Source organism: Dellaglioa sp. CoH-56-MRSF-14, assembly GCF_056782115.1.
In genome coordinates this window covers 57,516-81,984 of record NZ_JBXAYB010000005.1, presented here as the reverse complement: position 1 = coordinate 81,984, position 24,469 = coordinate 57,516, and the positions used below count along the sequence as shown (strand labels likewise).

The window sequence follows — 24,469 nt, the reverse complement described above, 5'->3', positions numbered from 1 at the left end:
GATTTAATTTTAAAATGTTACGAAACACTTAAAAATAATATCGTTTCCATAACGTCTATGTTGTTAAGTATAGCACAACGATTACGAATTACTATTAAAAATATTAATTTGTATTCGCTTACAATTATACCATTTAATCGTATAGATATTAGTTATCAACCTATATGATGGGTTTTTTTACGTTTCCATAGCTTGTTTCATTCAACAAAATCTTATCTATACCAATTTATAAAAAAAGTTTTGTTATATACAATGCTATTTTATTTTTTTAACACAAAGTGGTATTGAAATTGCTTAAAATATTTTCTTATTCTTTTCATTGATTAAAAAAAGACCTCATTGAAATGAGATCTTCGAATTATTAAACTTCAACAACTTGATTAATAGACAGCAAATACAGATATTTATGCGCAACTTTCAACCCAGTCATATTCTCTAGTGCTTCGCCATATAAGTTCAATTGGCCACGATAACGTGCTGTCAATTTTTCTATTTCTTCTATTGTATTGTCTTTAGAAACTTTATCAGTCTTATAATCAAATACCACCAACGTATTATCTTTTACAAAATAACCATCGATAATTCCATGGATCAAAACTTTTTCCTTATTTGACTCAACCTTTTGAAATAGCTCATTGGCAGGTAGTAACATTGAGAATGGCGCTTCACGTTGTACATCGTTACCTATAGTTAGAATTTCTTTGCCTAAATCCGTTTGAAAGAAATTGGCAATGTGTTGTCCATTAATTAACGTAGCAACTTCTTTAGTGACTACTTTTGCCGTCACTAATTGCTCAATTTTAGCTTGGATTATCGCTAAAGTTATCTCACTAGTTAAATCTAATTCTTGTAAAATGAGATGAGTTGCACTCCCAATATCACTTCCCATTGGTGCTGCAACTCCCTGCATAAATTTCGGTACAGCAAGTTCACTCGTAACGTATCGGTTGCCTTGTCCTTCAATACTCAACTGATTCATTTCGCGATTAGCTGGATCATCGAATAGACGTTTTACTTCCGATACAGCTTGGTAAGCAGTTGTTTTAGTTAAATTATCGAATGGATACTGAAAATTTAAGACTTGATCAATTTGATTAACATCAATATCCTCAAACGTCTCAGGCATCTCACCCGTGATTGTTTCTAACCAATCCGTCTGAGAAACTTCTTCACTCACTTTACTCATCTGGTTCAGGTCGGTTTTTTGATAAAATTTAACGCTAAATTGCGTTTCATCATCACTTAATAGTAGTGATGATGTTGCTGGATCCAATAATAGTGACATATCAAAAGTAGGATGACGAACTAGCGCCATACCAATCCAATCCATGAAATTTTTAATACCACTTCGAGCTGTTGCATTTAAAACTAATTGTTGGCTTTGAAATGCCTTTTGCCAATGATTAATTGCCGTTTTTTTATTTGTGTAAGCCCCCACAATAAATAATCGTTGTTCCGCACGCGTTAAGGCTACGTACAGTAATCGCATTTCTTCCGCTTCTGATTTTGCAATAGCAGCTGATTTTACAATTGTTTTTTGTAGCGTATCTTCCATCGTCCGATTTTCAGGATTTAAATAGGTTATTCCTAATCCAGCCTGATCATCAATTAAATAAGGTTTTCGCATCGCCATTTGATTAAACTGGTGTGTCGCGTCAACCAAGAAGACCATTGGAAATTCAAGTCCCTTACTACCATGAATTGTCATGACTGACACTGCATTTGCGACATTTTGTACAGGTGCTTCTGCTAAATCCTTATCGCGTTCCTGCATTTTTTCAATGAAGCGCACAAACTGGAATAAACCTTTAAAACTACTATTTTCGTAAGCGTGAGCTCGGTTATACAACGCATGTAAATTGGCTTGGCGCTGACTTCCAGCTGGCATCCCCCCGACATAATCAAGAAATCCAGTATCCTGATAAATCTGCCAAATTAAGGTCGCAATTTGATTTTCATGCGCGATTTCACGAAAGCCCGAAAGTTGTGTTAAGAAACGTTCAATTTTATTATACAGTGTTTTTGCGAAGCTACCTGCTTTAAACGTATCAAAATTTTGATAAAAAGTTAACACCGCTTGATAGTAATCATCTGTTCGGTTGCCAATCCGTAAATAGGCCAGTTGATTTTCATCTAATCCAACAATTGGCGACCGTAGGACACTTACCAATGGAATATCTTGATAGGGATTATCAATAATTCGTAATAATGACATCATAATTCTGATTTCAGTTGTTTGGAAATAGCTCTCCGCATCATTCACAACGACTGGAATACCCATTTTTTTAAATTGGTCAATAATCACCAAATTATTTTTACGAGTTGGGACTAGTAATGCAATATCTCGGTATTCAACGGGACGTTTTTCTGATTTATCACGGTCAAAAATCTCTGTTTCATCTACGATTAACGCTTGAATCCGTTGACCAATTAAAGCAATTTGGCCTTCCGATTTACCATCAATTTCAAACTGATCATTCGTTGCTTCACTATCATCATCCGGTCTTTCTGCAGATTCAGGTTCATCAGATTCGTAAATCAGCACTTCTGCTTTTTGCTCAATATCTGGGTAGTAGTTTGCCCCAAAAACCAATTTAGCATCATTATCATAAGCCATTTGTCCAACGGTTTCATCCATAATCTGGGTAAAAATTAAGTTAGTCACATCTGTTACATTCTTCACAGAACGAAAATTTTCAGCTAAGATAATTCGATTTCCATTACTGTCAGTTTCTTTATAAGCTTGGTATTTACTTAAAAACAAACTAGGATCAGCCAGCCTAAAACCATATATTGACTGCTTTACATCCCCCACCATAAACATATTACCGGGATTAGTCGTGGTTACCCTTGTCAAAATAGCTTCTTGTAGTTGATTAGTATCCTGATACTCATCTACCAGAACTTCTTCATATTTTCCTTGTAGAGCAGCTTGTGTTTGCTCGGAAGATTCAGAATCACTCGCTAAAATGTCCAGTGCTAAATGCTCCAAATCATTAAAATCAAGTATATGTCTTTGACGTTTCTCTTTGGTGAAGGCATCACTAAATAAGCCAATCACACTGACTAATTTTTCAACTAATTTCTTAGATTCTGTCATGATATGCAGTGTTTCTGTTTCATTTAAAACAAAAAATTGTTCTGATAAGTTAGCTAAACGTTTTTTTATTCCAGCTTTTAATTCTTTAATTTGATCCTTAGCAACAGCTTGGTCATCTTCTAAATTTTTAGCTGGCACACTAGGCGCACGTTTCAATTCGTACCCACGAATATTATCGCGAATTTGATTCCAAGAACCATCGTTTTCAACAGATTGGACAACAGCTAACAACATCTGACTTTCTTCTTCAGTCACTGCTTGATGTTTCTCTAACCCAAATTGAATTGATAGTTCTAGAGCCGTTTTTAAATCGGCCTGGATTTGCGTTAAATTTGCTTGAACTAATGGCTTAATACTCTTTTGGTAAAACGAACTACTGATTAAATTATCGCCAACATCATAAGTTGCTGCCAAACTAGCCAACCAACCGGTAGGATCTGGTTTCGAACTCGCAAATGTAAATAGGCTAAAAACCAACTCAGATAAACCATCATCATTTCGATCATTTGAAAAATTTTGTGTTAATCTCTCAAAGTCGACATCGTCTTTGGCATACAACATTTCCCGGACGTCTTCCCAGACACTCTCTCTTAATAAAGCCGCCTCAGTCATATCTGTTAACATTCTAAAAACGGGATCCAAATCAATCACATAATAGTAGCGTTTAATTAATTGGAGACAAAATGCATCAAATGTACTAATATTTGCAACTGGCAAGCGCATTAATTGATCCATTAAATGTTGTTTTTGTTCATGATTGTCTGCTTCATTGATTGCCTTTTGAAGTGCCACCTGAATCCGTTGACGCATTTCTTTAGCTGCAGCGTCTGTAAACGTAACAACTAATAAGTCATCAATAGCTGTTCCCGTTAATATTTTTTGAATGACGCGTTCAACTAAAACTCGTGTTTTACCGGAACCGGCAGAGGCTGATACAAGAATATTAGTCCCACTTTCATCGATAGCACGTTGTTGATTTGGTGTAAATGTAAACTTACTCATTACTGTCGGCCTCCCCGTCTATAATCCGTTTTTCAATTTCTTCCCAGCTTAATTTACTTATTTCATGGTAATTATTTTCGGGTAACATCGCATCAAATTGGAATATTGATTTATATGGTGAATATTGTAGGGCTGTTTTTTTAGCGTTCCATCTAGCCGGACTTAAATCGATTATCCCTTCGAAAATATCTGTTGCCGCATCAATAATTAATTGTTTATTGTGTACCAACAAGAAATCTAAATCTGATTGTGAAATCAATTTTTTTGAACGAGCTGATGGTGATGTGAACCCTTTTTTCGTTTTTCTAAATGGATAGATTAATGAAAACCCTGTTGATTCGTCTTCAAAATCAGTATCTAAATGGCTCAGTAACTGCTCATCTTCCAATAATAGCCCATCCATTTGGTTTGCTTTCAACAACGTATTATCCAATCCTTTTTTCTGTACATCTTCAATTTTCAGCTTAGGATTTTGTAAGTGCATGTAAACTGCACCAGCTGCCGAAGTTTTCAGTCCAGTATTTGGTGCAATTACCTCTGCATTCTCAATCAATGCTTGCAAGTAAGTTAACATTTGCATTGATAATCCATAGAAAGCATCACTAAAATCAAACTTTCGAATCCCTGATTTGTAATCGACGATTCCAAGATATTGTTTTGAATCAACCTTCATATAATCAATTCGATCAATTTTACCGCGGACTTTAACTGAATGGCCGCCAGGTAACTTATAAGCTAGGGCTTTCAAACCTGACTCAGCACCGACATGACCAAATAAAACTTCTGTTTTCAGTGGCTTCATCTTTGTTTGTTGCCCTTGTTGCCACATGGCATGCGTCACTTGTTTTAATAGAAGACTTAATTGTTTAGCAATATAGCCCATTCGACTTGAACTACCAAGAATTTGGAACTGAGGTAACTCGCGCATATCTTTTAAAATTACATTCAAATATTCATCTAGTTGTTCTTTGGGTACATTGGCATAGACTTGGTTTGATTCAGTCACAACTTTCATCAACTCATCCAACCCCATATGGAAAAACTCACCAGTACTTGCAGGAGACAGCTCGAAAATGTCTCGTTCTTTCAATTTCAACCCATATTGTAAAAAATATTCAAATGGATTACGATAGAAAGTTTCTAGTTTTGAAATTGAAGTATTCATTTGTGTTCCATATAAATCAGTTATAATTTCCGGCGTCAACTTAACCGGTATATTTTTATACGCTAAGCTTCCTAATAATTGTTTCGTTAATGGTCCCATTTCTGGGTCAGCCGACAGTTGACGTAACACATACAACCAAGCACTAGGCATGGATACTGCAGTTGTTTTGGCAAGTCGACTAGCTACAACCAATGATGATAATGTACTACGTTTTGTTCCGATAAAATCAAGGACTGATTGTTCTGTTAATTCAGGATTAGCAGCTAAATGTTGAACTGATAAATTGAAGTGTTCTTTAATCATCATTAAATAAGGCGATGGATTTAAATTCTTTTCGCCATCGTTGCCACTTGGATATGAAAAAATCAATTGTTCGCGTGGTCCTAAAAATCCGAGATAATTCAAAAAGGGTTCAGCGGCCATTTGACTAATAGCCGAATCGGCTAAGTATTGATCATCAGTTAATAGATTAGCCATTTTCGCCCGATCATCATCTGTTAATAATTGTGTCTGACTAACTTGTTCTGGCATCACCATATCAGTTGATCCAATCATAAAGGTAATCTTTCGGTTGTTCATTTGAACCATCCCTGATTCAGAAATAACGACCTGATCTAATGTTGATGGCACTTGTGAGTAACTTGCCCCTTCAAATCCCGCTTGAATCAAGGCCATGAAGTCAGCGGTATTGAACATTTTAGTTCCCAATGTTTCAACATATTCATCTAACATCCCAACAAATGTTTGCCAAGTTTGTTCTGGTTCTTCTGATTGTGAGATGTTTCCAGCAGCTAAATAGCGGTCTCGCCAACTTAACAAGCGTTGTGTCACACCTTGTTCAACAAGAAACTGATAAATTAGCTTTGCCCCCTCTTCACCGGTTGTCGCCTGATCTAGTTGATTGAAGAATCCTGGTAAAACGTCTTTAACAAAATGTCTAATTTGATTAATTTGTACTGTGATACTTTGGTCCTTATCCGTCTGTTGCTCATCTGCATCCGTAAAATCAAACCGGTAGAACGTCCAATCATCTTCACGTAGCCACTGAGAACCAGAAAAACCGTATTTTAAAACCATATTTTCTGTTAAATCAACAGCACTACGGTACTGTTCAATTGGCATAGCATGATTTTCTATTTGTGGTATTAATAATTCAGTTTTTAATAAGCGCATCATTGCGCCATATTGATAATGCTTTTCTTTCACCTCAAATAACGCTGCCAGTAACTCGACTAAGGGATGGTCAGCCATTGCGTGTTGTAAATCGTTAAAATAAGGTATTTTAAATTCTTTAAAAACCGGTGGAATAACCGTTTCGTAGCTATCTAAATGCCGCGTTAAAATCATAAAATCTCGATAACGATACTCCTTAGTTGCAACTAACTGGCGAATTTTTGTCGCCACTTGTCGAATTTCAATATACCGACTATCGGCTTCAAAAAGTTGAATAGAATCTGAATTTTCTAACCTTTCTGATTTTGTTTTAACTAACCGTCTAGAGTCAATCCAAAAATCTTCCAGACGAGATAAGTCGGGATTCTGGTTAACTTTGGTTTCAGCATAACTATCCGTTAGCACTGGAATCTGAGCTTGATGTGCTTTTTCAATCAAATTAACATACATCCGGCTTGATTTATAAAATAAGTCAGATTTTTCAGCAACTTCATGTGCATTGCCTTTATCTAAGACTAAGCCAATTGTAATCTGTTTCGCACCCTTAATCAGTGCGTTCACGAGCTCCTGCTCTTGTGCTGTAAATTGAGAAAAATGGTCAATATAAAAATAACTCGTCTTCAAAACGTCATCTGTTAAATAACGACTCAACTCTGCTAATAAATCATTATTTTCAATATATCGGTCAGCCATCGCAGCATCAAATGCGCGATAGATAATTTGTAAATCATCTAATTTAGCACCTAAGTCCCCAGTCGTTGGGAAAGATTCAGCAATCCGAGTTAAATCATCAACTGTCACACAACCAACTTTTAATTCTTTCAGTTGGCTGACTAGTTGTGAAATAAACCCAGTTTGGGTCCTTTCACCACGAAATATTGTTAATTCATCTTCATGTTCCGAAATTAATTGATAAACTAACATATTTAATCCAGACTGAGATAAACGAGGAATCTGATAATAGGGTGTATTCTTCAAAAAGAACCAAGCTAATCGAGTAAACGAAAAGACTTGGACGTTCGATTGTGCAAAAATATTTTGTTCGACAAGTTTGTCTTTACCTAATGCTTCAAGGATACTAACTTCTGCTTCGAACTTAATATGATTGGGAACAAGATAAAAAAAAGATGCCGTTGAATCAGTCGTTTGCGCTGCTTTTAATTGTGCAACAAGGCTTGCTTGATGGTCTTTACTAGCTTTTCCTAGGACAAATTTTAAACTCATTTTAACTCCCCTTTTCATACCGCTAACTCGTTATCATTACCTAATAATATACCATATTTAGCTGTTATATTTTTTTAAGAACACATAAAAACCGCTGGACAAATCACAAAGGTGATTTAACCAGCGGTTCATTTTAATTTAATCTTTTTCTGTAAATAGTTTATCAACTGAGCGATTCTTATGAATTAAATCAATTGCTTGGCCAAACAAGTCGGCAACTGATAAGCGCACAAGTTTATCGAGCTTGTCAGCTTCTGGAACAACGATACTATCTGTTACAATCACTTGTTTAATATTGTCATCAGATAAAGCTTCAATCGCACCTTTTGACATCACAGCATGTGTTGCACAAGCATAAATATCTGTTGCACCAGCAGCTTTAAGTGCACGCGCTGCATCAGTCATCATTGTCCCTGTATCAATCATATCATCAATAATGATACAACGACGCCCTTTTACATCGCCAATAATTGATGTTGCTGCAATATTATCAGCAAAATCAGATCCACGTTTATCAACAATAGCAATTTGTGCTTTGAGCTTTTCAGCCATATTACGAGCACCTTTAACACTATTATGATCAGGTGAAATCACAACAACATCATCTGTAATCCCATTTTCAATGAAGTATTTAGCTTGGATTTCTAAAGAAACTAAATGATCAACTGGAATGTTAAAGAATCCTTGTAATTGAGCGGCATGTAAATCAAGTGTAATTACACGAGAAACACCGGCTAATTGAATAAAGTTTGCAACTAACTTAGCTGTAATAGGTTCACGTGAACGTGCTTTACGATCTGAACGTGCATAACCATAATAAGGCATTACAACGTTAATTGTACCCGCACTTGCACGACGTAACGCATCAACCATAATCAAAAGTTCCAGTAAATTTTCATTTACTGGATTTGAGATTGATTGGATAACATAAACATCTGCGCCACGAATACTTTCATCAATGTTGATTTGAATTTCGCCATCACTGAAATGTTTCACGGATGCTGTAGAAAGACTAGTATTTAAAACCTTAGCCACCTTCTCCGCTAATTCAACGTTAGAATTAAGTGCAAATAATTTTAATTGACCTTTTGCGAATTGACCCGACATGATAGCCTCCGTTATTAATCTGTATTTTTTCTTTATAGTTCTATTATAATGAATTTACACTTAAATTACTATGCTCTAAGTAAAAAGTTTAAGATTATCTGAATTGTTCCTTCAGACTAAACGACAATCCTTATGTTTAATGGTAAAATAGACAGATACGAACTTAAAAATATAACTTAATTATGGGGGACACAAAAATTGTCTAGCGGTACAGTTATCATCAATTTGATTGTTATCTTTGTGACATTATTTGCAGCAGCATTCTTCGTTGCCGCAGAATTTGCACTTGTCCAAGCACGTCCAAGTGCCATCGAAGCTGATATCGAAGCAGGTATTGGAAATCGAAAAAAACAAGAAAGAGCATTAAAAATGCTTAACCATTTGAATGAATACCTTTCAACAACACAGGTTGGTGTCAGTGTTGCTGGTATTATTCTGGGTTGGGTTGGTGAAAAAACCATTGAATTTTTACTTGTAGATGTGCTTAAACTATTCCATTTTGCTTCTGAATCAGGGTTAAATATCATTGGCGCAATTATCGGGGTTTTAATCCTTACTTACGTTGAAGTGGTTTACACAGAAATTGTGCCTAAAAACTTAAGTATCGATATGCCCGTTCAAGTTTTAATGGTTGTTATAACACCATTACGCTACTTTCATCTTGCCTTTTACCCATTAGTTTGGTTATTAAATAACTCAGCAACACGTGTTGCTAAAATGATTGGTATTACGCCAACTGATGAAAATAGTGAAGTTTTTACTCAAAAAGAAATTTTATCTTTATCTCAAAATGCCGTTTCAGGTGGTGAATTAGATAGAGATGATTATGTCTATATGCAACGTGCCTTTGATTTAAATGACAAAATTGCTAAAGATATTATGGTCGATCGAACAAGTCTTTATGTCGTAGATATTACAGATACTGTGCACGATGTCGTTAAAGATTATTTACATCAGGGTTATAGCCGTTTTCCAGTAGTTGCTAACAATGATAAAGATAAAATTCTTGGTTACGTCTATATCTACGATTTAGTTAGACAAGCTGAGATTGATGATACTGTCTTAATTAGTAAACTACTTAGAACAATTATTACAGTACCAGAAACAACACCTATTAGAACATTATTAAGCCAAATGATTAGTAAACAAACACCTATCGTTGTTGTCCTTGATGAATATGGTGGTACAAGTGGTATTGTAACGGATAAAGATATTTATGAAGAATTATTTGGAACGGTTAAAGATGAAATTGATGACGTTTCAAGTGAATACATTATCAAAAATGATGATGGTTCATATAATATTAGTGGTAAAACGACTTTATATGATTTCGAACGCTTCTTTAAATTTAAAAATAAAGCGATGAAAGCATCTGAAAGTGTTACATTAGCAGGTTTCATTCTCGAAAATCATAAAGTTAAATTAAATGATGTCATCAAGTTTGATGCTTTTGAATTTAAGATTATTGAGTTTAAACGTAACTACATTGATTGGTTTAATGTTAAACATACGACGACTCAGGTAGACGCAATTGAAGAACAATGAACTGATAAGAAATAATTTAGTCATTACTAATTGGAGGGAATTTTATATTTATGCCTACTCGTAGAGAACTATATCAGCAGGAATCAATTGCAGATTCCACTTCTAATCCAAGTAAAAATCGTCACTCATCGTTGCCAAAAAATGGTAAGAAAAAACCAAATAAAAAACGTCGTCGTTTAATTCTTCTTTTATTGCTCTTACTTTTGGTCGGTGGCGGTATTTATGCATACAGAGCTTACGCAAACGCAAAAAAAGCAGCTGATTCAATTTATACGCCGACAAAAGTCGCTAAAGCTAGAAACGTTTCTTCAGTCTTAAAATCAGGCTATCCAATTTCAATTCTCCTTTTAGGAACCGATGATGGTGCGTTAGGCCGTGCAAAAGTTGGCGGTCGAACAGATACCTTAATTGTCGCAACTTTAAATCCTAAAACGGAATCAATGACGTTAGTCAGTTTACCCCGAGATGCAGAAGTTGCGGTTTCTGGTTATGAATCAGAATTCCCAAGTAAATTAAATTCTGCCTATGCTTATGGTGGTCCTGCTTCTGCTGTTAAAACAGTCGAGAAATATTTGAACGTCCCTATTGATTTCTATGCAACCATTAATATGGGCGGACTCGAAACATTAGTTAATGCGGTTGGTGGCGTTGATGTCACACCACCACTATCGTTCACCTATCAAGGTGCACACTTTAAAAAAGGTGTTAAAACTCATGTTAATGGTGCAGATGCATTATCTTATGCCCGAATGCGTCATGAGGATCCACTTGGTGATTATGGCCGTCAAAAACGTCAACGCCAGATTATCATGTCTGTTGCCTTACAGAGTACAAACTTACAAAACTTATTAAATCAAAAATTCTTAGACACGATGTCTTCTCAATTGAAAACAGATTTATCATTTGATGATTTAGTGACTCTAGGAACTAGCTATCGTGTTGCCACGCACCATTCAAAATCTGATCACCTACAAGGAACTGGAACCATGATTAACGGTGAAGCTTTTGAAGTCGCTGATACACCAGAGAAGCAACGTATTACCGATAAACTTAGATCTGCCTTAGATTTAGTTAAAGCAGAAACGGGCAATACTTTATTAACAAATTCAACAATTAACACAACTCGAAAATAATGACCTATACACTACTCGCATCATCAAGAAGGCAACTTCTGATGATGCTTTTTTATTTATATTGATTAAATTTCATATAGAAAATAGGTCCGTAAAAAAAATTTATTTTATTCATACATTTCATTTGTAAACGGTACCATAAAGTGTAATAATAGATGGTACAAGATACTTTGTTATTTAAATGAAAGTGGGGATTTATATTATGTCAGAAAAAATTAAAGCATCAATTGCAATGTTAAAGGTATTACAGGATTGGAAAGTTGAAAATGTCTATGGGTTACCCGGTGGATCATTCAATACAACAATGCGTGCTCTTGAATCAGAAAAAGAAAACATTAATTACGTTCAAGTACGTCATGAAGAAGTTGGGGCACTTGCTGCTGCCGCTGAAGCAAAACTAACTGGTAAAGTTGGGGTTGTCTTTGGTTCAGCAGGTCCTGGGGCAACACATTTATTCAATGGTTTATATGACGCACAACAAGACCATGTTCCTGTTCTTGCTTTAATCGGTCAGGTTGCTTCATCTGCAATGAACATGGATTCATTCCAAGAAATGAACGAAAATCCAATGTTTGCTGACGTTTCTGTCTATAATAGAACAGTTATGACTCCAGAAAGCTTACCTCGTGTAATTGATCAAGCTATCAGAACAGCTTACCAATACAAAGGTGTAGCAGTTGTTACAATTCCAAATGACTTTGGTTGGATGGATATCGACGCTGACAGTTATTACGCTTCAGGTCACAATTACACAACACCTATTTTACCTGAACCAAATGATTCAAAAATTAAAGAGGCTTTAGCACTTATTAAAGAAGCTAAACAACCTGTTTTATTCGCTGGTATTGGTACAAAAGGTGCTACTGATGAAGTAATTGCTTTCTCTGAACATTTTAAAATGCCTGTAATTATTACAGCTATCAATAAAGGAACTGTTCCTGATAGTTATCGTGCTAACTTAGGGTCAACTTACCGAGTTGCAACAAAACCTGCTGATGAAGCAATTGCTGCCGCTGACTTAGTTGTCTTTGTAGGAGCTGATTTACCTTTCTCACAAACTAAAAAAGTCTTAAAACCCGATATGAAATTTATCCAAATCGATATTGATGCATCAAAAATTGGTAAACGTCATGCAGTTGATGTCGCTTTACTCAGTGATGCTAAGAAAACATTAGCTCGCTTTGTTGAATTAGCTGGTGCTCCTGTTGAAAGTCGTCCATTCTTCGATGCAACTATTGAAGATATGGCTAACTGGCGTACTTACCTCAAGAAATTTGAGGACAAGACAACAACACCACTTCAACCTGCTTCTGTCTTTAAAGAAATCAACAAACATGCCACAGGCGATGACATTTTCGCAGTTGATGTTGGTAATGTTACAATGAATAGCTTACGTTACTTAGATATGAATCCTAAACAAAAATTCACAACATCTGCCTTATTTGCAACAATGGGTTATGGTATGGGTGCAGCAATTGCTGCTAAATCAGCCTTCCCTGACCGTCAAGTCTTTAACCTTGTCGGTGATGGCGCATTTGCTATGATTGTTCAAGATTTATTAACACAAGTAAAATACAAACAACATGTCATTAATATTGTCTTCTCTAACCAACATTTTGGTTTCATTCAAGATGAACAAGAAGATGAAGGTCAACCATTCTATGGTATTGATTTCAATGACGCAGATTGGGCACAAGTCGGAAGCGCTATGGGTACGCTTGGTATCTCAGTTTCTACACATGACGAATTAGTTGCCGCATTTGAAACAGCTATAAAAGCAGAAGGTCCTGTTGTTATTGATGTTAAAATCACTGACGACCGTGCCATCCCTGTTGAAGATTTAGCTGTCGATCCAAAACATTTCTCAGCTGAAGAAATCGCTGCTTACCGTAAACGTTACGAAGCAGAAGACTTACTTGTCTTAGATGATTTAATCGAGAAATACTCAAAATAATGCCCTCACGAATAAAATAGCTATTCCTAAGAGATAGTTATTTTTAAATAACAAAAGACTGTAATGAAGATAACTATCCTCTTCATTACAGTCTTTTTTTTTGGGTTCTATTTTAATTTTACAGGTAGATCTTTTTTTGAAACTTCTTCCCATGAAATAACACCTTTTTTTTCATTATAGGCTAATTTTAAATAGGCGCCTTGACGTAACGGTCTTTCTTTATTCCCATTAAACGTTAATTTCTTAGCTTCATTTTTAGTATTATAAGCCATTTGATTATAGCTATAATCGGCATACGTTTTTCCATTTTGATCCTTTTTAACCACTTTTTTACCTGTTTCTGTTATCTGTGTGTAGTAATCCTGAGTTGAGTAATTAGTCCTATAGTATAAGTACCCGCCGCCAACTAATAGAATAGCGATAATTAATACAATTATTTTTTTCATTTATTCTACCTCCTTTTATTTAATTCATAATCTCAAATAACCATGCATTAAACCACTAATTTGACTTGTACTAATCGAAGATTATCAAAAAATTATATTATAATCCTTTTTTACTCATTTAATTCTATATAATGATACAATACTAACCATACAAACATTAGGAGGTTACGATTATGACAAAAACTCACCAACTAGTTAATAGAAATGAAGTACCTGAAGCACTAACATGGGATTTAACAGCCATTTATCCAAATGATCTTGCATTCCAGACGGATATCGATTTAGTTCGTGACCTCGTTCAAACCTTTGTTTCTACTTACCATAGCCATTTAGGAGAACTAGCTCCAATTAGTACCGCCTTCAATGACTTGGAAGATATTTACACTCGCTTATCACATATTGAACATTATGCATTTTTACAGCAAGCAGTTGATATTACTGATGCAACAGCCAATCAGTTAATGCGCGATTTTGAAGCACTTTCTGCCGAAATTACGACAAAACTGGTTTTCTTTGATATTGAATTACTAGAAAATCCAGTTAAATTATTGGACGACGTTGTTGCAACAAATCCAAAATTAAAAGCTTATATTCGTCAATTAAAGAAACAAAAAGAATTCCAGTTAAGTCCTGAGGTTGAACAAGTCCTTGCGACCTTCCAACCTAATTTTTCTGCACCAGAATCAGTTTACGGTCAAACTCGAGCAGCTGATATGGACTTTTCTGATTTTGAAGTAAATGGTGTGACATATCCAATGTCATTTGTTTTATATGAAAATACGTACCAATACAATCCAGACGCAGCTATTCGTCATGCAGCATTTAAAAGCTTCTCAACAACATTAAATCATTATAAGCATACAATTGCGGCTAACTATTATAATCAAGTATCTATGGAGAAAAGAATTGCTACTTTACGTGGCTATCATTCAGTTTTTGATTACTTATTAGCAGAACAAGAAGTTGACCGTTCATTATTCAATCGTCAAATTGATACAATCATGACTAAATTAGCACCTGTTATGCAAAAATACGCTGCACATGTCAAAGAAGTTCGCGGTTTAGATAAAATGACCTTTGCTGATTTACAAATCGATTTAGATCCTGATTTCGCACCAGAAGTTTCAATTGAAGAAGCTAAGAAATATGTCAACGATGCAGTTGCGCCACTTGGATCTGACTATCAAGCCATGGTTGCTCGTTCATTCCCAGAACGTTGGGTTGATTTTCCACAAAATATTGGTAAGGAAACGGGTGGCTTTGAAACAACTCCTTATGGCAAACATCCTTATATTTTAATGTCATGGACGAACGAATTAGCCGATGTCTATACTTTAATTCATGAGCTCGGTCATGCAGGGCAAGCCATTTTAACACAGGATAACCAATCAATTTTGGGTAGTGAACCTTCTACTTATTTGGTTGAAGCGCCTTCTACATTCAATGAACTATTACTAACAAGTTCAATTGAAAATCAATCAAGTGAACCTCGCTTAAAACGTTTTGCTTATTCAAAAATGTTAACGAATACTTATTTCCATAACTTTGTGACCCATTTACTTGAAGCAGCTTACCAACGTGAAGTTTATCAACTCATTGACGCTGGACAAGGATTTGATGGTGATCAATTAAGTGAAATTAAACGTCATGTCCTTGAAGCATTCTGGGGACCAGATGTTGAAATAAATGACGGTGCTGAACTAACTTGGATGCGCCAATCACACTATTACATGGGCCTCTATTCATACACATATTCAGCAGGTCTTGCCATTTCAACACAAGCACACTTGAACTTATTGAAAGATCCAGAAAATACGACAGAAGCTTGGCTTGCCTTCTTAAAATTAGGTGGCGAATTAGCCCCAATTGAAGCAGCTAAAGTTGCAGGCGTTGATATCACTACGGATGAACCTCTCAATCAAACAATTCAATTTTTAGATGATACCGTGAATAAAATCATTGCTTTAACGAAAGAAATTTAAAAATAAAGGAGAGACACTAAAAAGTTTAGTGTCTCTCCTTTATTTTTTATGCAGGTGGTGTGTTACTTAATACCCATTTTACCTGGGCTGTATATGAACCGCGATGGATTTCACTTGGATCTGCTTTAACCAAAACACCCGCATCTTTGTCCCATGGTACGGTTGTCGTTTTTGTCGTTGATGTTCCTGACAAAATTTCAAGACTTGCCGAACCTAAAACTTGAGCCTTATCTCCGGCTGTTGCTCGATACACAATCGCATCTTTAATTGTATTACTATCTGAAGTAAGATCACTTGCTGAAACTGACAACTGCCAAGTCCCAGGTAATGATGTTTCTAATGCTACAGAAAAATCAGTTTGACGAGGTAATATTGTCGTTTTTCCTGGAATTTTAGTTGTCCCAAAATTTAAACTACCGTTAGTTGTTAGTCCCATTTTACCTGAAACAACGACAGTAATAGTTTTCACGTCAGATTTATTACCGTCTGTATCGACAGCATAAACAGTTAAAACATGACTACCAATTGCTAAGTTATCTGGTAATTTGTAAGTTCCAGAATGGTCCTGACCAGCTTTTACGTTATCATATGTTTCCATTAAAACAGGTGCATTTGACCCTTCTTGATAGTACGTTTTAATGGTTGCACTATCATCAGACTCATGGTAACTCAAAGAATAAGGCGCATTCACTGTTGTACCACTATCATCTAAAGTAAACGTTGGTTTATTAGAGTTCACAATAATATCAGCCGTATATGACGTTGTTTGGTTCCCATATTGATCAGTTGCCATCACAGTATATGGGTTTTTACCAACCTTTAATTGACTACTTGGAACGCTAACACTAAATTTACCGTCTGTTCCGACGTTAGCTGATACTGAGTAACTACCATTGACTTTAATTGCTGCAGTTGTCGTTCCTGCTGGGAAAGTTCCCCCAAGACTTGAAACTACTGTTCCGGCAATAGTTGCTGCTTCATTTTGATTAACCTTGATGTCATTAATTCCTGATATCGTTAATGTTCGTGTGCCTCCAATTGTGAATTTGGCTGCATTTGATTGGATAACCGCATTAGATCCAGAAAATTCACTTACTGGACTATTAACAACTGTATCGGCTGCAACTTTGTCAGCAGTTCCTGTAAGTGTTACTTTTGCACTTGAATACTTAGCTGTTGATAAATCATTCTTAAGGACCTTAACAATTGCCCCATTTGACATCTTTGTTAAATCAATGGTTTCTGAGTCCGTTGCTGCCCCTGAATAAGTAATTGTTCCCGTTTTTAACGTCACATTATTGGGAACCTTCAAGCCAGCACTAATTGTTTTCCAATCTTGTTTACCACCTAAATATTTTAAATTTGTTACAAAATCTAATGAATCTCCAGAGTGTACTAGACCATCATTAGTAACATCTTTATTTTTTTGAGTTGTATCTGTTACTGTCTGAGTTGCAGTTGCATCAACTAAACCTGGAACTTTTTCAAACATTATCAAGTTAGTTTCATAACTACCACCCGTTGATCCAGTAAATCCCCAACGAACTGCGCCATTCGAATTGAATTTAGCCTTATCAATTGACACAGTCGCGCTCTTACCTGTTGTCATAACATTTGTTTTTGGATTTTTATCATCAATTGTGTAAGTCATAGAGCCTGTTGTACTCGTTCCAGCAGAATATTTCAACGTCAAATGATGCCATAACGCGTTAGATAGATTTGCTCCGTAATCAATTAACCCAAGGTGATTTTGATAGTAAAAATAGGCGGTGTGTATTGGAAAAAAACCCGAGTCTTTACTATCCCGTGTATAACTATTAGTATCTGCAGGATAACCACTAGCTATGTGATTACCTGTGACAGCAGTATAATCAAAGCTATTCCCGGAAGTTTGACCCCCATTATTAAAGGTATCGAACTCTAACGCCCAACTGTTTTGTATCCCTGTTTTAACTAGTTTCGAAACATCACTATAACCTGATGTTGTTCCAAAAATACCCTCAGGTAGTATATCATTAGCCCAAACACCTAATGTTTCACCACTACCAGTTGAAATAGCTGCATTTCCTTTAGCATCATTTTGTAATACTAATGCCATACCATCTCCGGCTGCAGCGCCTCCATTACCAAGATATACCCACATTGACGCTGTTGAATCTTTGTTCAAATCGAATGTATTACCATCAGTTGACCAAACAGCTGCCTTTTGATCTTTATTATCAGTAATTGTTACGACCGATTTTGTAGCAGCATTTGCATCCGTTGTTATGACATTTCCAGACGTTAAATTAACTGTTTTACTAACTTCAGATACACCAGCCCCAGTTCCGCGTTGAAATATACCATTCAAAGTGATCCCACTTGGCGCGGTCTGTATTGCATAATTATAATCTGTTTCTGCCGACACACTTGAAAAAGTAGCTAAGAAAGTCGCCGCTAAAACAAACACTAATAAATTTATTTTTTTATGATTAATCCCCATAACCCGCACCCCATTCTCTATCTTTATTACTTATAGTATACGCTTAAATAGAATTAATATTATCCATAAATTTCTTATAAACGCTCATTATTTGATGGTTTTAGGGTCCTTTTCAGGTAATAGTTATTTAATCCTGTATGCCAATTGGTATACCAGTATTCGTCAGCTATAATGTATCATTAAATAAAAAAGTAAGCTTACAATATTGTAAGCTCACTTCAATTTAATACCTAATAAAGCAACTAAAATTGTTGCCTGGTAAGCATTAATCGTTAATCCACGAACCAGCTTAGGATCCAGTATAACTGTTTCAAATTCACTCTCAGAGAAATCCACAGACTTCATGTTGGTCTCAATAAAATCGCAACCTTCAATATTACTTTCAGGGAATGTTAATTTCTTCTTGATTTCAACCGCTTGAAAACTGGTTTCTTTTAAATCACAACGTCTAAATTCAACTTCTTGGAAATTAGCGACACTAAAATTAGAATAGCTTAACTGACAATCTCTAAATGTCGTTTCTTTAAAAACAGTACGATTAGAAAAGTCACACCCCATCATCCGACAGCTTTTAATTTCAGTTCTAAAAAAATAACTTTCATTAAATTCTGCGTTCAAAAACTCACAATGATCAATTACAGTATCTAACCATTCGCTACGCACAAAGTCAGTTTGTTCAAAGGTACAATGATCAAAAGTGACTGAATCAACTCGTACTGTCTCAAAAGAAGCCTCAATCGTACAATTATGGTAAGTTAATCCATATCTAATATCATCAAATGAAATGGTTTGTCCTTCAACAACTTGATTATCCAAAATAATTCACTCCTAAATGTTTACTTAAAACGCTATTTATAAATTTTAACATATTTATTCACAAATACTTAAGACCTTTTTTAGTTAGAAGATAATAAAAAAGATAAATCAGATTATTCTGATTTATCTTTTCTTTAACCTTTATTTTCTTTTTTATCCTTTTTAATAAAGAATAATAGTAGTGCTCCTAATATTAGAACGAATCCTACTAAGACAACCATCACAGATTTTTCTTCATTTGTCTGTGGTAAAATACCACCTACAGATGATACTGAGCCTTTTATGTCTTTTTCAGGATTAACAGTCGTTTTTCTTTCAGGTACACTAGTTGGTTGTGTCACTTTGGTATTCTCTTTAAAACCGATAGTCACATTCGTAGAACCGGCTTCGGTTGTTGCCGCACTAACCATTTGATTAGTATTCAGCATGACAACTCCCAAAAGTAACATTGCTATAATCATAATCTTTTTCTTCATGAGACTAACCTCCCCCAAGGAATACTTTAAAGATTCTTGTTAAAAAGCATTATATAGTGATTGCCACCATATAATGCTTTTTAAACAACTTATTTAAGCAGGTACGTCAGAAAGTGTCCAGTTCATTTTTGTTGAGTAAGCTTCTGCTTTAGCAACACCAGCAGGGACAGTTAATGAAATGTCTCCAGCTGCAAGTGTATCAACAGTAACACCACTACCAGTATCTTTAACAGCATTTAAAGCAACGCCAGCTGTTGTTAAATCTGTAACAGCATTTGAAACAGCTGTAGTTGTTCCAGTTGTTGCTTCAGCAACAACTACTTTACCTTTGCCTGTTGAAAGAACAGCACCAGTTAATTCATCACTACCACTCTTAAATTGGTCAGCTTGAACAGAAAGTGCCCAACCAGCATTTGTTCCACGAACATCCCCAACTTCAATAGCAAGATCTTTTGCTGATTTAACAGTCAATGCTTTTGTAGGAATTTCAATATCTGAACCAAAGTCTACTGTTTTTGTAGCGTAGACAATAGCAAGGTTACCACTATTACCAGTTCCACCACCATCACCAGGATCTGTTGGGTCTGTTGGGTTTGTTGGGTTAACTGGAGGGATTACTTGTCCTTCATCGCCAGCCTTAAACGAAACACTAGCATCAGTTGATGCACCTTGAGCAAGTGTTGCTGCATTTACATGACTTGAAACTGCTAAACCTGCACCTAAAATTGTTGCTGCTAATAATGCACTTGTTAAACCTTTTTTCATAATCTAATCCCCCATAATTCTATCTTTTTTATTGTAAATAATTAAACAGCTGGTGTATCTGATAAAGTCCATGTTAACGTTGAAGCATACGCGATATCTGCTTTAGCAACGCCAGCTGGAATTGTTAATTTAACATTTTCTTTTTTAATGTTATCAACGTTAATACCTGCACCAGCGTCTGCTGTAGCACCAAGAACAACCCCAGAAGTTGTTGTATCAGCAATTGCTGATGACACTGCATGGTTAGCTGTAGAACCATTACCAACTGAAACAGCACCTGCGCCTAAACTAATTGCAGCGCCGCCAAGTTTTTCTGATTCATCAGCGTTAGCTAATTGCTTAGAACTTACTGATAAAGTCCAACCAGCATTTGTTCCACGAACATCACCAACTTCAACTGCAACATCTGTATCAGACGTTAAGTTAACCGTATTTGCCGTAATTTCATTTTCAGTACCAAAACTAATTGCTTTAGTAGCATAGATAATAGCAAGATTACCACTGTTACCAGTATTACCGTTATCCCCAGGTTCTGTTGGTTTTGTTGGATCTGTTGGGTCAACTGGAGGGATAACTTGTCCTTCATCGCCAGCTTTAAATTGAACACCAGTTGTTGTTGTTGCAGGTGTCATATCAGCAGCGTTTACGCTACCTGATACTGCTAAGCCTGCACCTAAGATTGTTGCTGATAATAATGCACTTGTTAATACGTTTTTCATAATTTATTTCCCCCGAATTTGTTATTTAATTTAAACAGCTGGTACGTCTGAAAGACTCCAGTTTAACGTTGTTGCATAAGTATCAGCTTTAGCTGAACCTGCAGGAATTGTCAAAGTCATGTTGTCTGCACGAATCTTATCTGCATTTAAACCAGCACCTTCGCCTGTTTTAGCTGATAAGACAGTTCCACCATCAGTAACCGCTGCAACTGCAGCAGCTGATGCAGGTGTTGGTGTAGCACCGGTACCAATTAAGGTATTATCACCTTTACCTAAAGCTAAGACAGCTCCAGCTAATTCGCCAGACTTTGTACTTTTGAATTGATCTGCTTTAACTGATAATGTCCAACCAGCATCTGTTCCTCGAGTATCGGCAACTTGAAGAGAAATAAAGTTACTACCTTTAAGGTCTTGTTTACTTGCTGAAACAGGTACAGTAGTGCTAACAGAACCAGTTCCATCATCTTTTGGAATCCCAAATGTTACAGCCTTTGTTGCATATACAATTGCTAAAGGACCAGCATGTCCTGTTTCACCGCCACCACCATCACCAGGATCTGTTGGGTCAACTGGGTCTGTTGGGTCAACTGGGTCTGTTGGATCTGTACCTGGTGTAAATGTTACTGAACCGTCAGTTGTTGCACTATCTGGTAAGACAGTATCTGCAGCATTTACGTTACTTGATACTGCTAAACCTGCACCTAAAATTGTTGTTGCTAATAATGAACTTGTTAAACTTTTTTTCATAATATATTTCCCCCAAATTTTTTTAATATTTCACCCGACTCTAACCTAATTAAGCAGGAGCGTCAGTCAATGTCCAAGTTAATGTTGTTGAGTATGCAGCAGCATGTGCTGTACCACCAACAACCCCTAAGTTAATACCCTTTTGTGCATAACTTGTTGTAGTTTCCCCTGCACCTTTGTCAACAGGTGCACTAATTGTTGCACCACCATCTAAGACGTTGCCTGTAGCTGTTGCTGTTACCTCAGGTACGTCACCAATATTATTCGATGCAGTACCATCAGGGAGTGACAATGTAGCACCTTCTAGTTCTACAGATTTAGCTGTAGGATCAGCAACAGTATCTACAACACTCATAAATGGTGTACCACTAACCTTAACGCTCCAACCAACAAATGTTCCACGAAGATCACTAACACTTACATTAATACCACTATTTGAATTTAATGTAGTATTCGCTGCAGAAATTGCTTCTTTACCAAAATCAACTTTACTTGTGACATTTGTAATTGACAATGATGCACTATTAGGATCTGTTGGATCTATTCCGCCAGCTGTAAACGTGGCACTTGCCGTTGTATCTTTTGATGTAGCAGTATCTGCTGCAGATACCTTACTTATTGTTCCGAAACCTAATACCACACCACTAATCATTACTGTTGTTAATAAAGTTTTTTTCATCATTGTTTCCCCCATTTTTCGTATACACTCACTATAGTCGATATTTGACCTAAAAACGGTCAATATTTCATGGTTAAGTGTTTTCTTTTGACAGTCATAATTACTTAATTCTTATTTAGTTATTCTTTTCTATAAAATTATAATACCAAAATTATTTCATTTAAAACGACCAACATTTACGTGTTAGGTGTCATTTTTTGACGTTATTTTACTGGGACACTTGATAATGTCCAATTCAAGTCTGCTTTATAGGCAGTTGCTCTAAGCTTTGATGGATCTGCCTTTAACAAAATACCGGTTCCATCATCGTTAAACTCCTTTCCTGTATCATTTACACCATTACCTGATAAAACGGTTATGCCAGCATCATTAATGATTTGCTCTGTAGCATTGGCATCACTTTTAAAGACCAAAGCATCTGGATCATCAGTTAATCCTGTTGATTTTACAGTCAACACCCAGTTACCGGCATCCACAGCTGAAAGGTCCACATTAAGACCAATTAATGGTGTTAAATTGGTTTTTTCATTTGGTATTTTAATTTTATCTCCATAATTTAAATTATTAATGCTATTAATTTTTAACGTTTTAGTTGGTTTTTTAACATTAAGGATGAATTTTTTAACAGTCGCATTACCTTGATCATCCGTTGTTGTGACGGTTATTGTATGTTGTTTAACCGTCAAGTCGGTCATCTTAATCGTATTAGTATGATCTTTACCTAGCGTTTTACTATTATCGTACTCCTCCTTATATTGACTGGTGTGTGCTACATCACCATAAGAATCTGTAATTTGAGTTGTTAAGGTCGTTGCATGATCACTATTCACCGTGTAGCTCACTGGGTACTCAGTACTTGCGACATCAACTACTGGGATATCCGTATTAGTCGTACTGTCTAATTTATCGCCTGCAATTGCATCTACTTTAATCTTAGGATTTGGTATGGTTACAATGATAGTTCCCTTAGTTGGAAAACTAGTTCCCCCACCTATTACTCTTGTAGCTGTAAGCTCAACTTTATTTTCCCCAATTGCTAGATCAGAATTTTTAATTGTAACTGGTGCTTGCATGAGTGTTTCTATTGGATCATACGATGTTGGATGAAAAGGTGCGTAAATTGTTGCCGTACTATCTGGTTTGGTTACTTGCACATTGAATACGTAGTTATCTAAAGATACGGCAGGATAGTACCCAGGTGATCCTTCTGGTGTTCCTGAGCCATCAACGCTATTTCCATTACCCGCATCATCCTGACTATAAAATAGGTCAGCTAACGCTGCATCTGCAGGCATTATTGTTGATTCTTTGCTAAGTACATCGTCAATGCTAATCGTTTTTTTACTTCCACCCAGAAACATCCCTACAATCTCTGCATTTTTATAATCATCAAATAACGTACGTGTTGTGCTACTTTGTTTTTTAGCCTGTTCTACTTGTTTCTTTTCGTCTTTTTGACTATCTAGTTTTTCACTAGATAGTGTAGACGACGCTGATTCTGAACTTGTTGCATTTGTCGTATCAACTTCTGAATCTATTTTTTCATCAGATACACTACTACTTGAGCTACTAGAATCTGCCTTATTTGATTCTGTTGATTCACTTAATACATTTTCTAAAGTTTGCTCTTTTATAGTCGCAATACTTGAACTAGTTGCTTCTTCTTGTTCACTTGCTGATATAGTTTCATTCAACGCTGTTCCCCCGAACAACATCATCGCACACAAACTACCTATCACAATTCTATTTTTTGGTTTCATAATAATCCCCCAGGATTCTCTTTTTAGTTTATGTCGTTAACCAATTACCGTTATAATATCATCTATATTCGGTAGACAACATTCAACATTTGCGACCTAGATGTGTTTTTTTGACATTTTAATCATAATTATATTTACTTCTTATAGTATGTATCACAAAATTTGATTGTACTTTATTTCATTTTTCTTTATAC

The 24,469-nt window shown here is 35.9% G+C and carries 16 protein-coding genes; 4 read left to right on the top strand and 12 right to left on the bottom strand.

Translation table 11 applies throughout. The features are described from left to right. Positions 1 to 361: 361 nt before the first annotated feature. The 3 genes from addA to AC1RPX_RS06415 all read right to left on the bottom strand — a co-directional run bounded on the left by addA (position 362) and on the right by AC1RPX_RS06415 (position 8,771). Entirely contained in the window at positions 362 to 4,102 is a 3,741-nt protein-coding gene (addA, locus tag AC1RPX_RS06425) for a helicase-exonuclease AddAB subunit AddA (RefSeq protein WP_481761741.1), read from the bottom strand. Next, the gene (locus AC1RPX_RS06420; protein ID WP_481761742.1) at positions 4,095 to 7,664 is read right to left on the bottom strand and encodes a PD-(D/E)XK nuclease family protein; all 3,570 of its coding nucleotides are present in this window, start codon (positions 7,662 to 7,664) and stop codon (positions 4,095 to 4,097) included. The genes addA and AC1RPX_RS06420 overlap by 8 nt, the downstream gene beginning before the upstream one ends. Positions 7,665 to 7,802: 138 nt before the next feature. Beyond that, entirely contained in the window at positions 7,803 to 8,771 is a 969-nt protein-coding gene (locus AC1RPX_RS06415; RefSeq protein WP_481761743.1) for a ribose-phosphate diphosphokinase, read from the bottom strand. 198 nt (positions 8,772 to 8,969) lie between these two features. Here AC1RPX_RS06415 and AC1RPX_RS06410 point away from each other — a divergent pair, with 198 nt between their 5' ends. The 3 genes from AC1RPX_RS06410 (at position 8,970) to spxB (ending at position 13,403) form a co-directional block, all read left to right on the top strand. Then, positions 8,970 to 10,316 (top strand): hemolysin family protein, encoded by a 1,347-nt coding sequence (locus AC1RPX_RS06410; protein WP_481761744.1) that lies wholly within the window; start codon positions 8,970 to 8,972, stop codon positions 10,314 to 10,316. Positions 10,317 to 10,366: 50 nt separating this feature from the next. Continuing rightward, the gene (locus tag AC1RPX_RS06405; RefSeq protein WP_481761745.1) at positions 10,367 to 11,449 is read left to right on the top strand and encodes an LCP family glycopolymer transferase; all 1,083 of its coding nucleotides are present in this window, start codon (positions 10,367 to 10,369) and stop codon (positions 11,447 to 11,449) included. A 202-nt stretch (positions 11,450 to 11,651) separates the two neighbouring features. Beyond that, entirely contained in the window at positions 11,652 to 13,403 is a 1,752-nt protein-coding gene (gene spxB / locus AC1RPX_RS06400; protein ID WP_481761746.1) for a pyruvate oxidase, read from the top strand. A 107-nt stretch (positions 13,404 to 13,510) separates the two neighbouring features. Here spxB and AC1RPX_RS06395 read toward each other — a convergent pair whose 3' ends face one another. Further along, positions 13,511 to 13,849 (bottom strand): YxeA family protein, encoded by a 339-nt coding sequence (locus tag AC1RPX_RS06395; protein ID WP_481761747.1) that lies wholly within the window; start codon positions 13,847 to 13,849, stop codon positions 13,511 to 13,513. Positions 13,850 to 14,022: 173 nt separating this feature from the next. Here AC1RPX_RS06395 and pepF point away from each other — a divergent pair, with 173 nt between their 5' ends. Next, positions 14,023 to 15,831, top strand: a complete 1,809-nt coding sequence (gene pepF / locus AC1RPX_RS06390; protein WP_481761748.1) for an oligoendopeptidase F — start codon at positions 14,023 to 14,025, stop codon at positions 15,829 to 15,831. Positions 15,832 to 15,877: 46 nt separating this feature from the next. Here pepF and AC1RPX_RS06385 read toward each other — a convergent pair whose 3' ends face one another. From AC1RPX_RS06385 to AC1RPX_RS06350, 8 genes are all read right to left on the bottom strand, one after another. Then, positions 15,878 to 18,313, bottom strand: a complete 2,436-nt coding sequence (locus AC1RPX_RS06385) for a hypothetical protein (RefSeq protein WP_481761749.1) — start codon at positions 18,311 to 18,313, stop codon at positions 15,878 to 15,880. A 213-nt stretch (positions 18,314 to 18,526) separates the two neighbouring features. Then, on the bottom strand, positions 18,527 to 19,129 hold the full coding sequence (locus AC1RPX_RS06380; protein ID WP_481761750.1) for a pentapeptide repeat-containing protein: 603 nt from the start codon (positions 19,127 to 19,129) through the stop codon (positions 18,527 to 18,529). A gap of 134 nt (positions 19,130 to 19,263) precedes the next feature. Beyond that, positions 19,264 to 19,605, bottom strand: coding sequence for an LPXTG cell wall anchor domain-containing protein (locus tag AC1RPX_RS06375; protein ID WP_481761751.1), 342 nt, complete (start codon positions 19,603 to 19,605; stop codon positions 19,264 to 19,266). A 93-nt stretch (positions 19,606 to 19,698) separates the two neighbouring features. Continuing rightward, positions 19,699 to 20,370, bottom strand: coding sequence for a WxL domain-containing protein (locus AC1RPX_RS06370; protein WP_481761752.1), 672 nt, complete (start codon positions 20,368 to 20,370; stop codon positions 19,699 to 19,701). Between the two features lie 41 nt (positions 20,371 to 20,411). Then, the gene (locus AC1RPX_RS06365; protein WP_481761753.1) at positions 20,412 to 21,089 is read right to left on the bottom strand and encodes a WxL domain-containing protein; all 678 of its coding nucleotides are present in this window, start codon (positions 21,087 to 21,089) and stop codon (positions 20,412 to 20,414) included. 30 nt (positions 21,090 to 21,119) lie between these two features. Next, positions 21,120 to 21,836: a WxL domain-containing protein gene (locus AC1RPX_RS06360; protein ID WP_481761754.1), complete on the bottom strand. Its 717-nt coding sequence runs from the start codon at positions 21,834 to 21,836 to the stop codon at positions 21,120 to 21,122. Between the two features lie 49 nt (positions 21,837 to 21,885). Beyond that, entirely contained in the window at positions 21,886 to 22,518 is a 633-nt protein-coding gene (locus tag AC1RPX_RS06355) for a WxL domain-containing protein (protein ID WP_481761755.1), read from the bottom strand. A gap of 200 nt (positions 22,519 to 22,718) precedes the next feature. After that, complete coding sequence (locus tag AC1RPX_RS06350) at positions 22,719 to 24,275, bottom strand: hypothetical protein (protein ID WP_481761756.1); 1,557 nt, start codon at positions 24,273 to 24,275, stop codon at positions 22,719 to 22,721. Between the last annotated feature and the right edge of the window lie 194 nt (positions 24,276 to 24,469).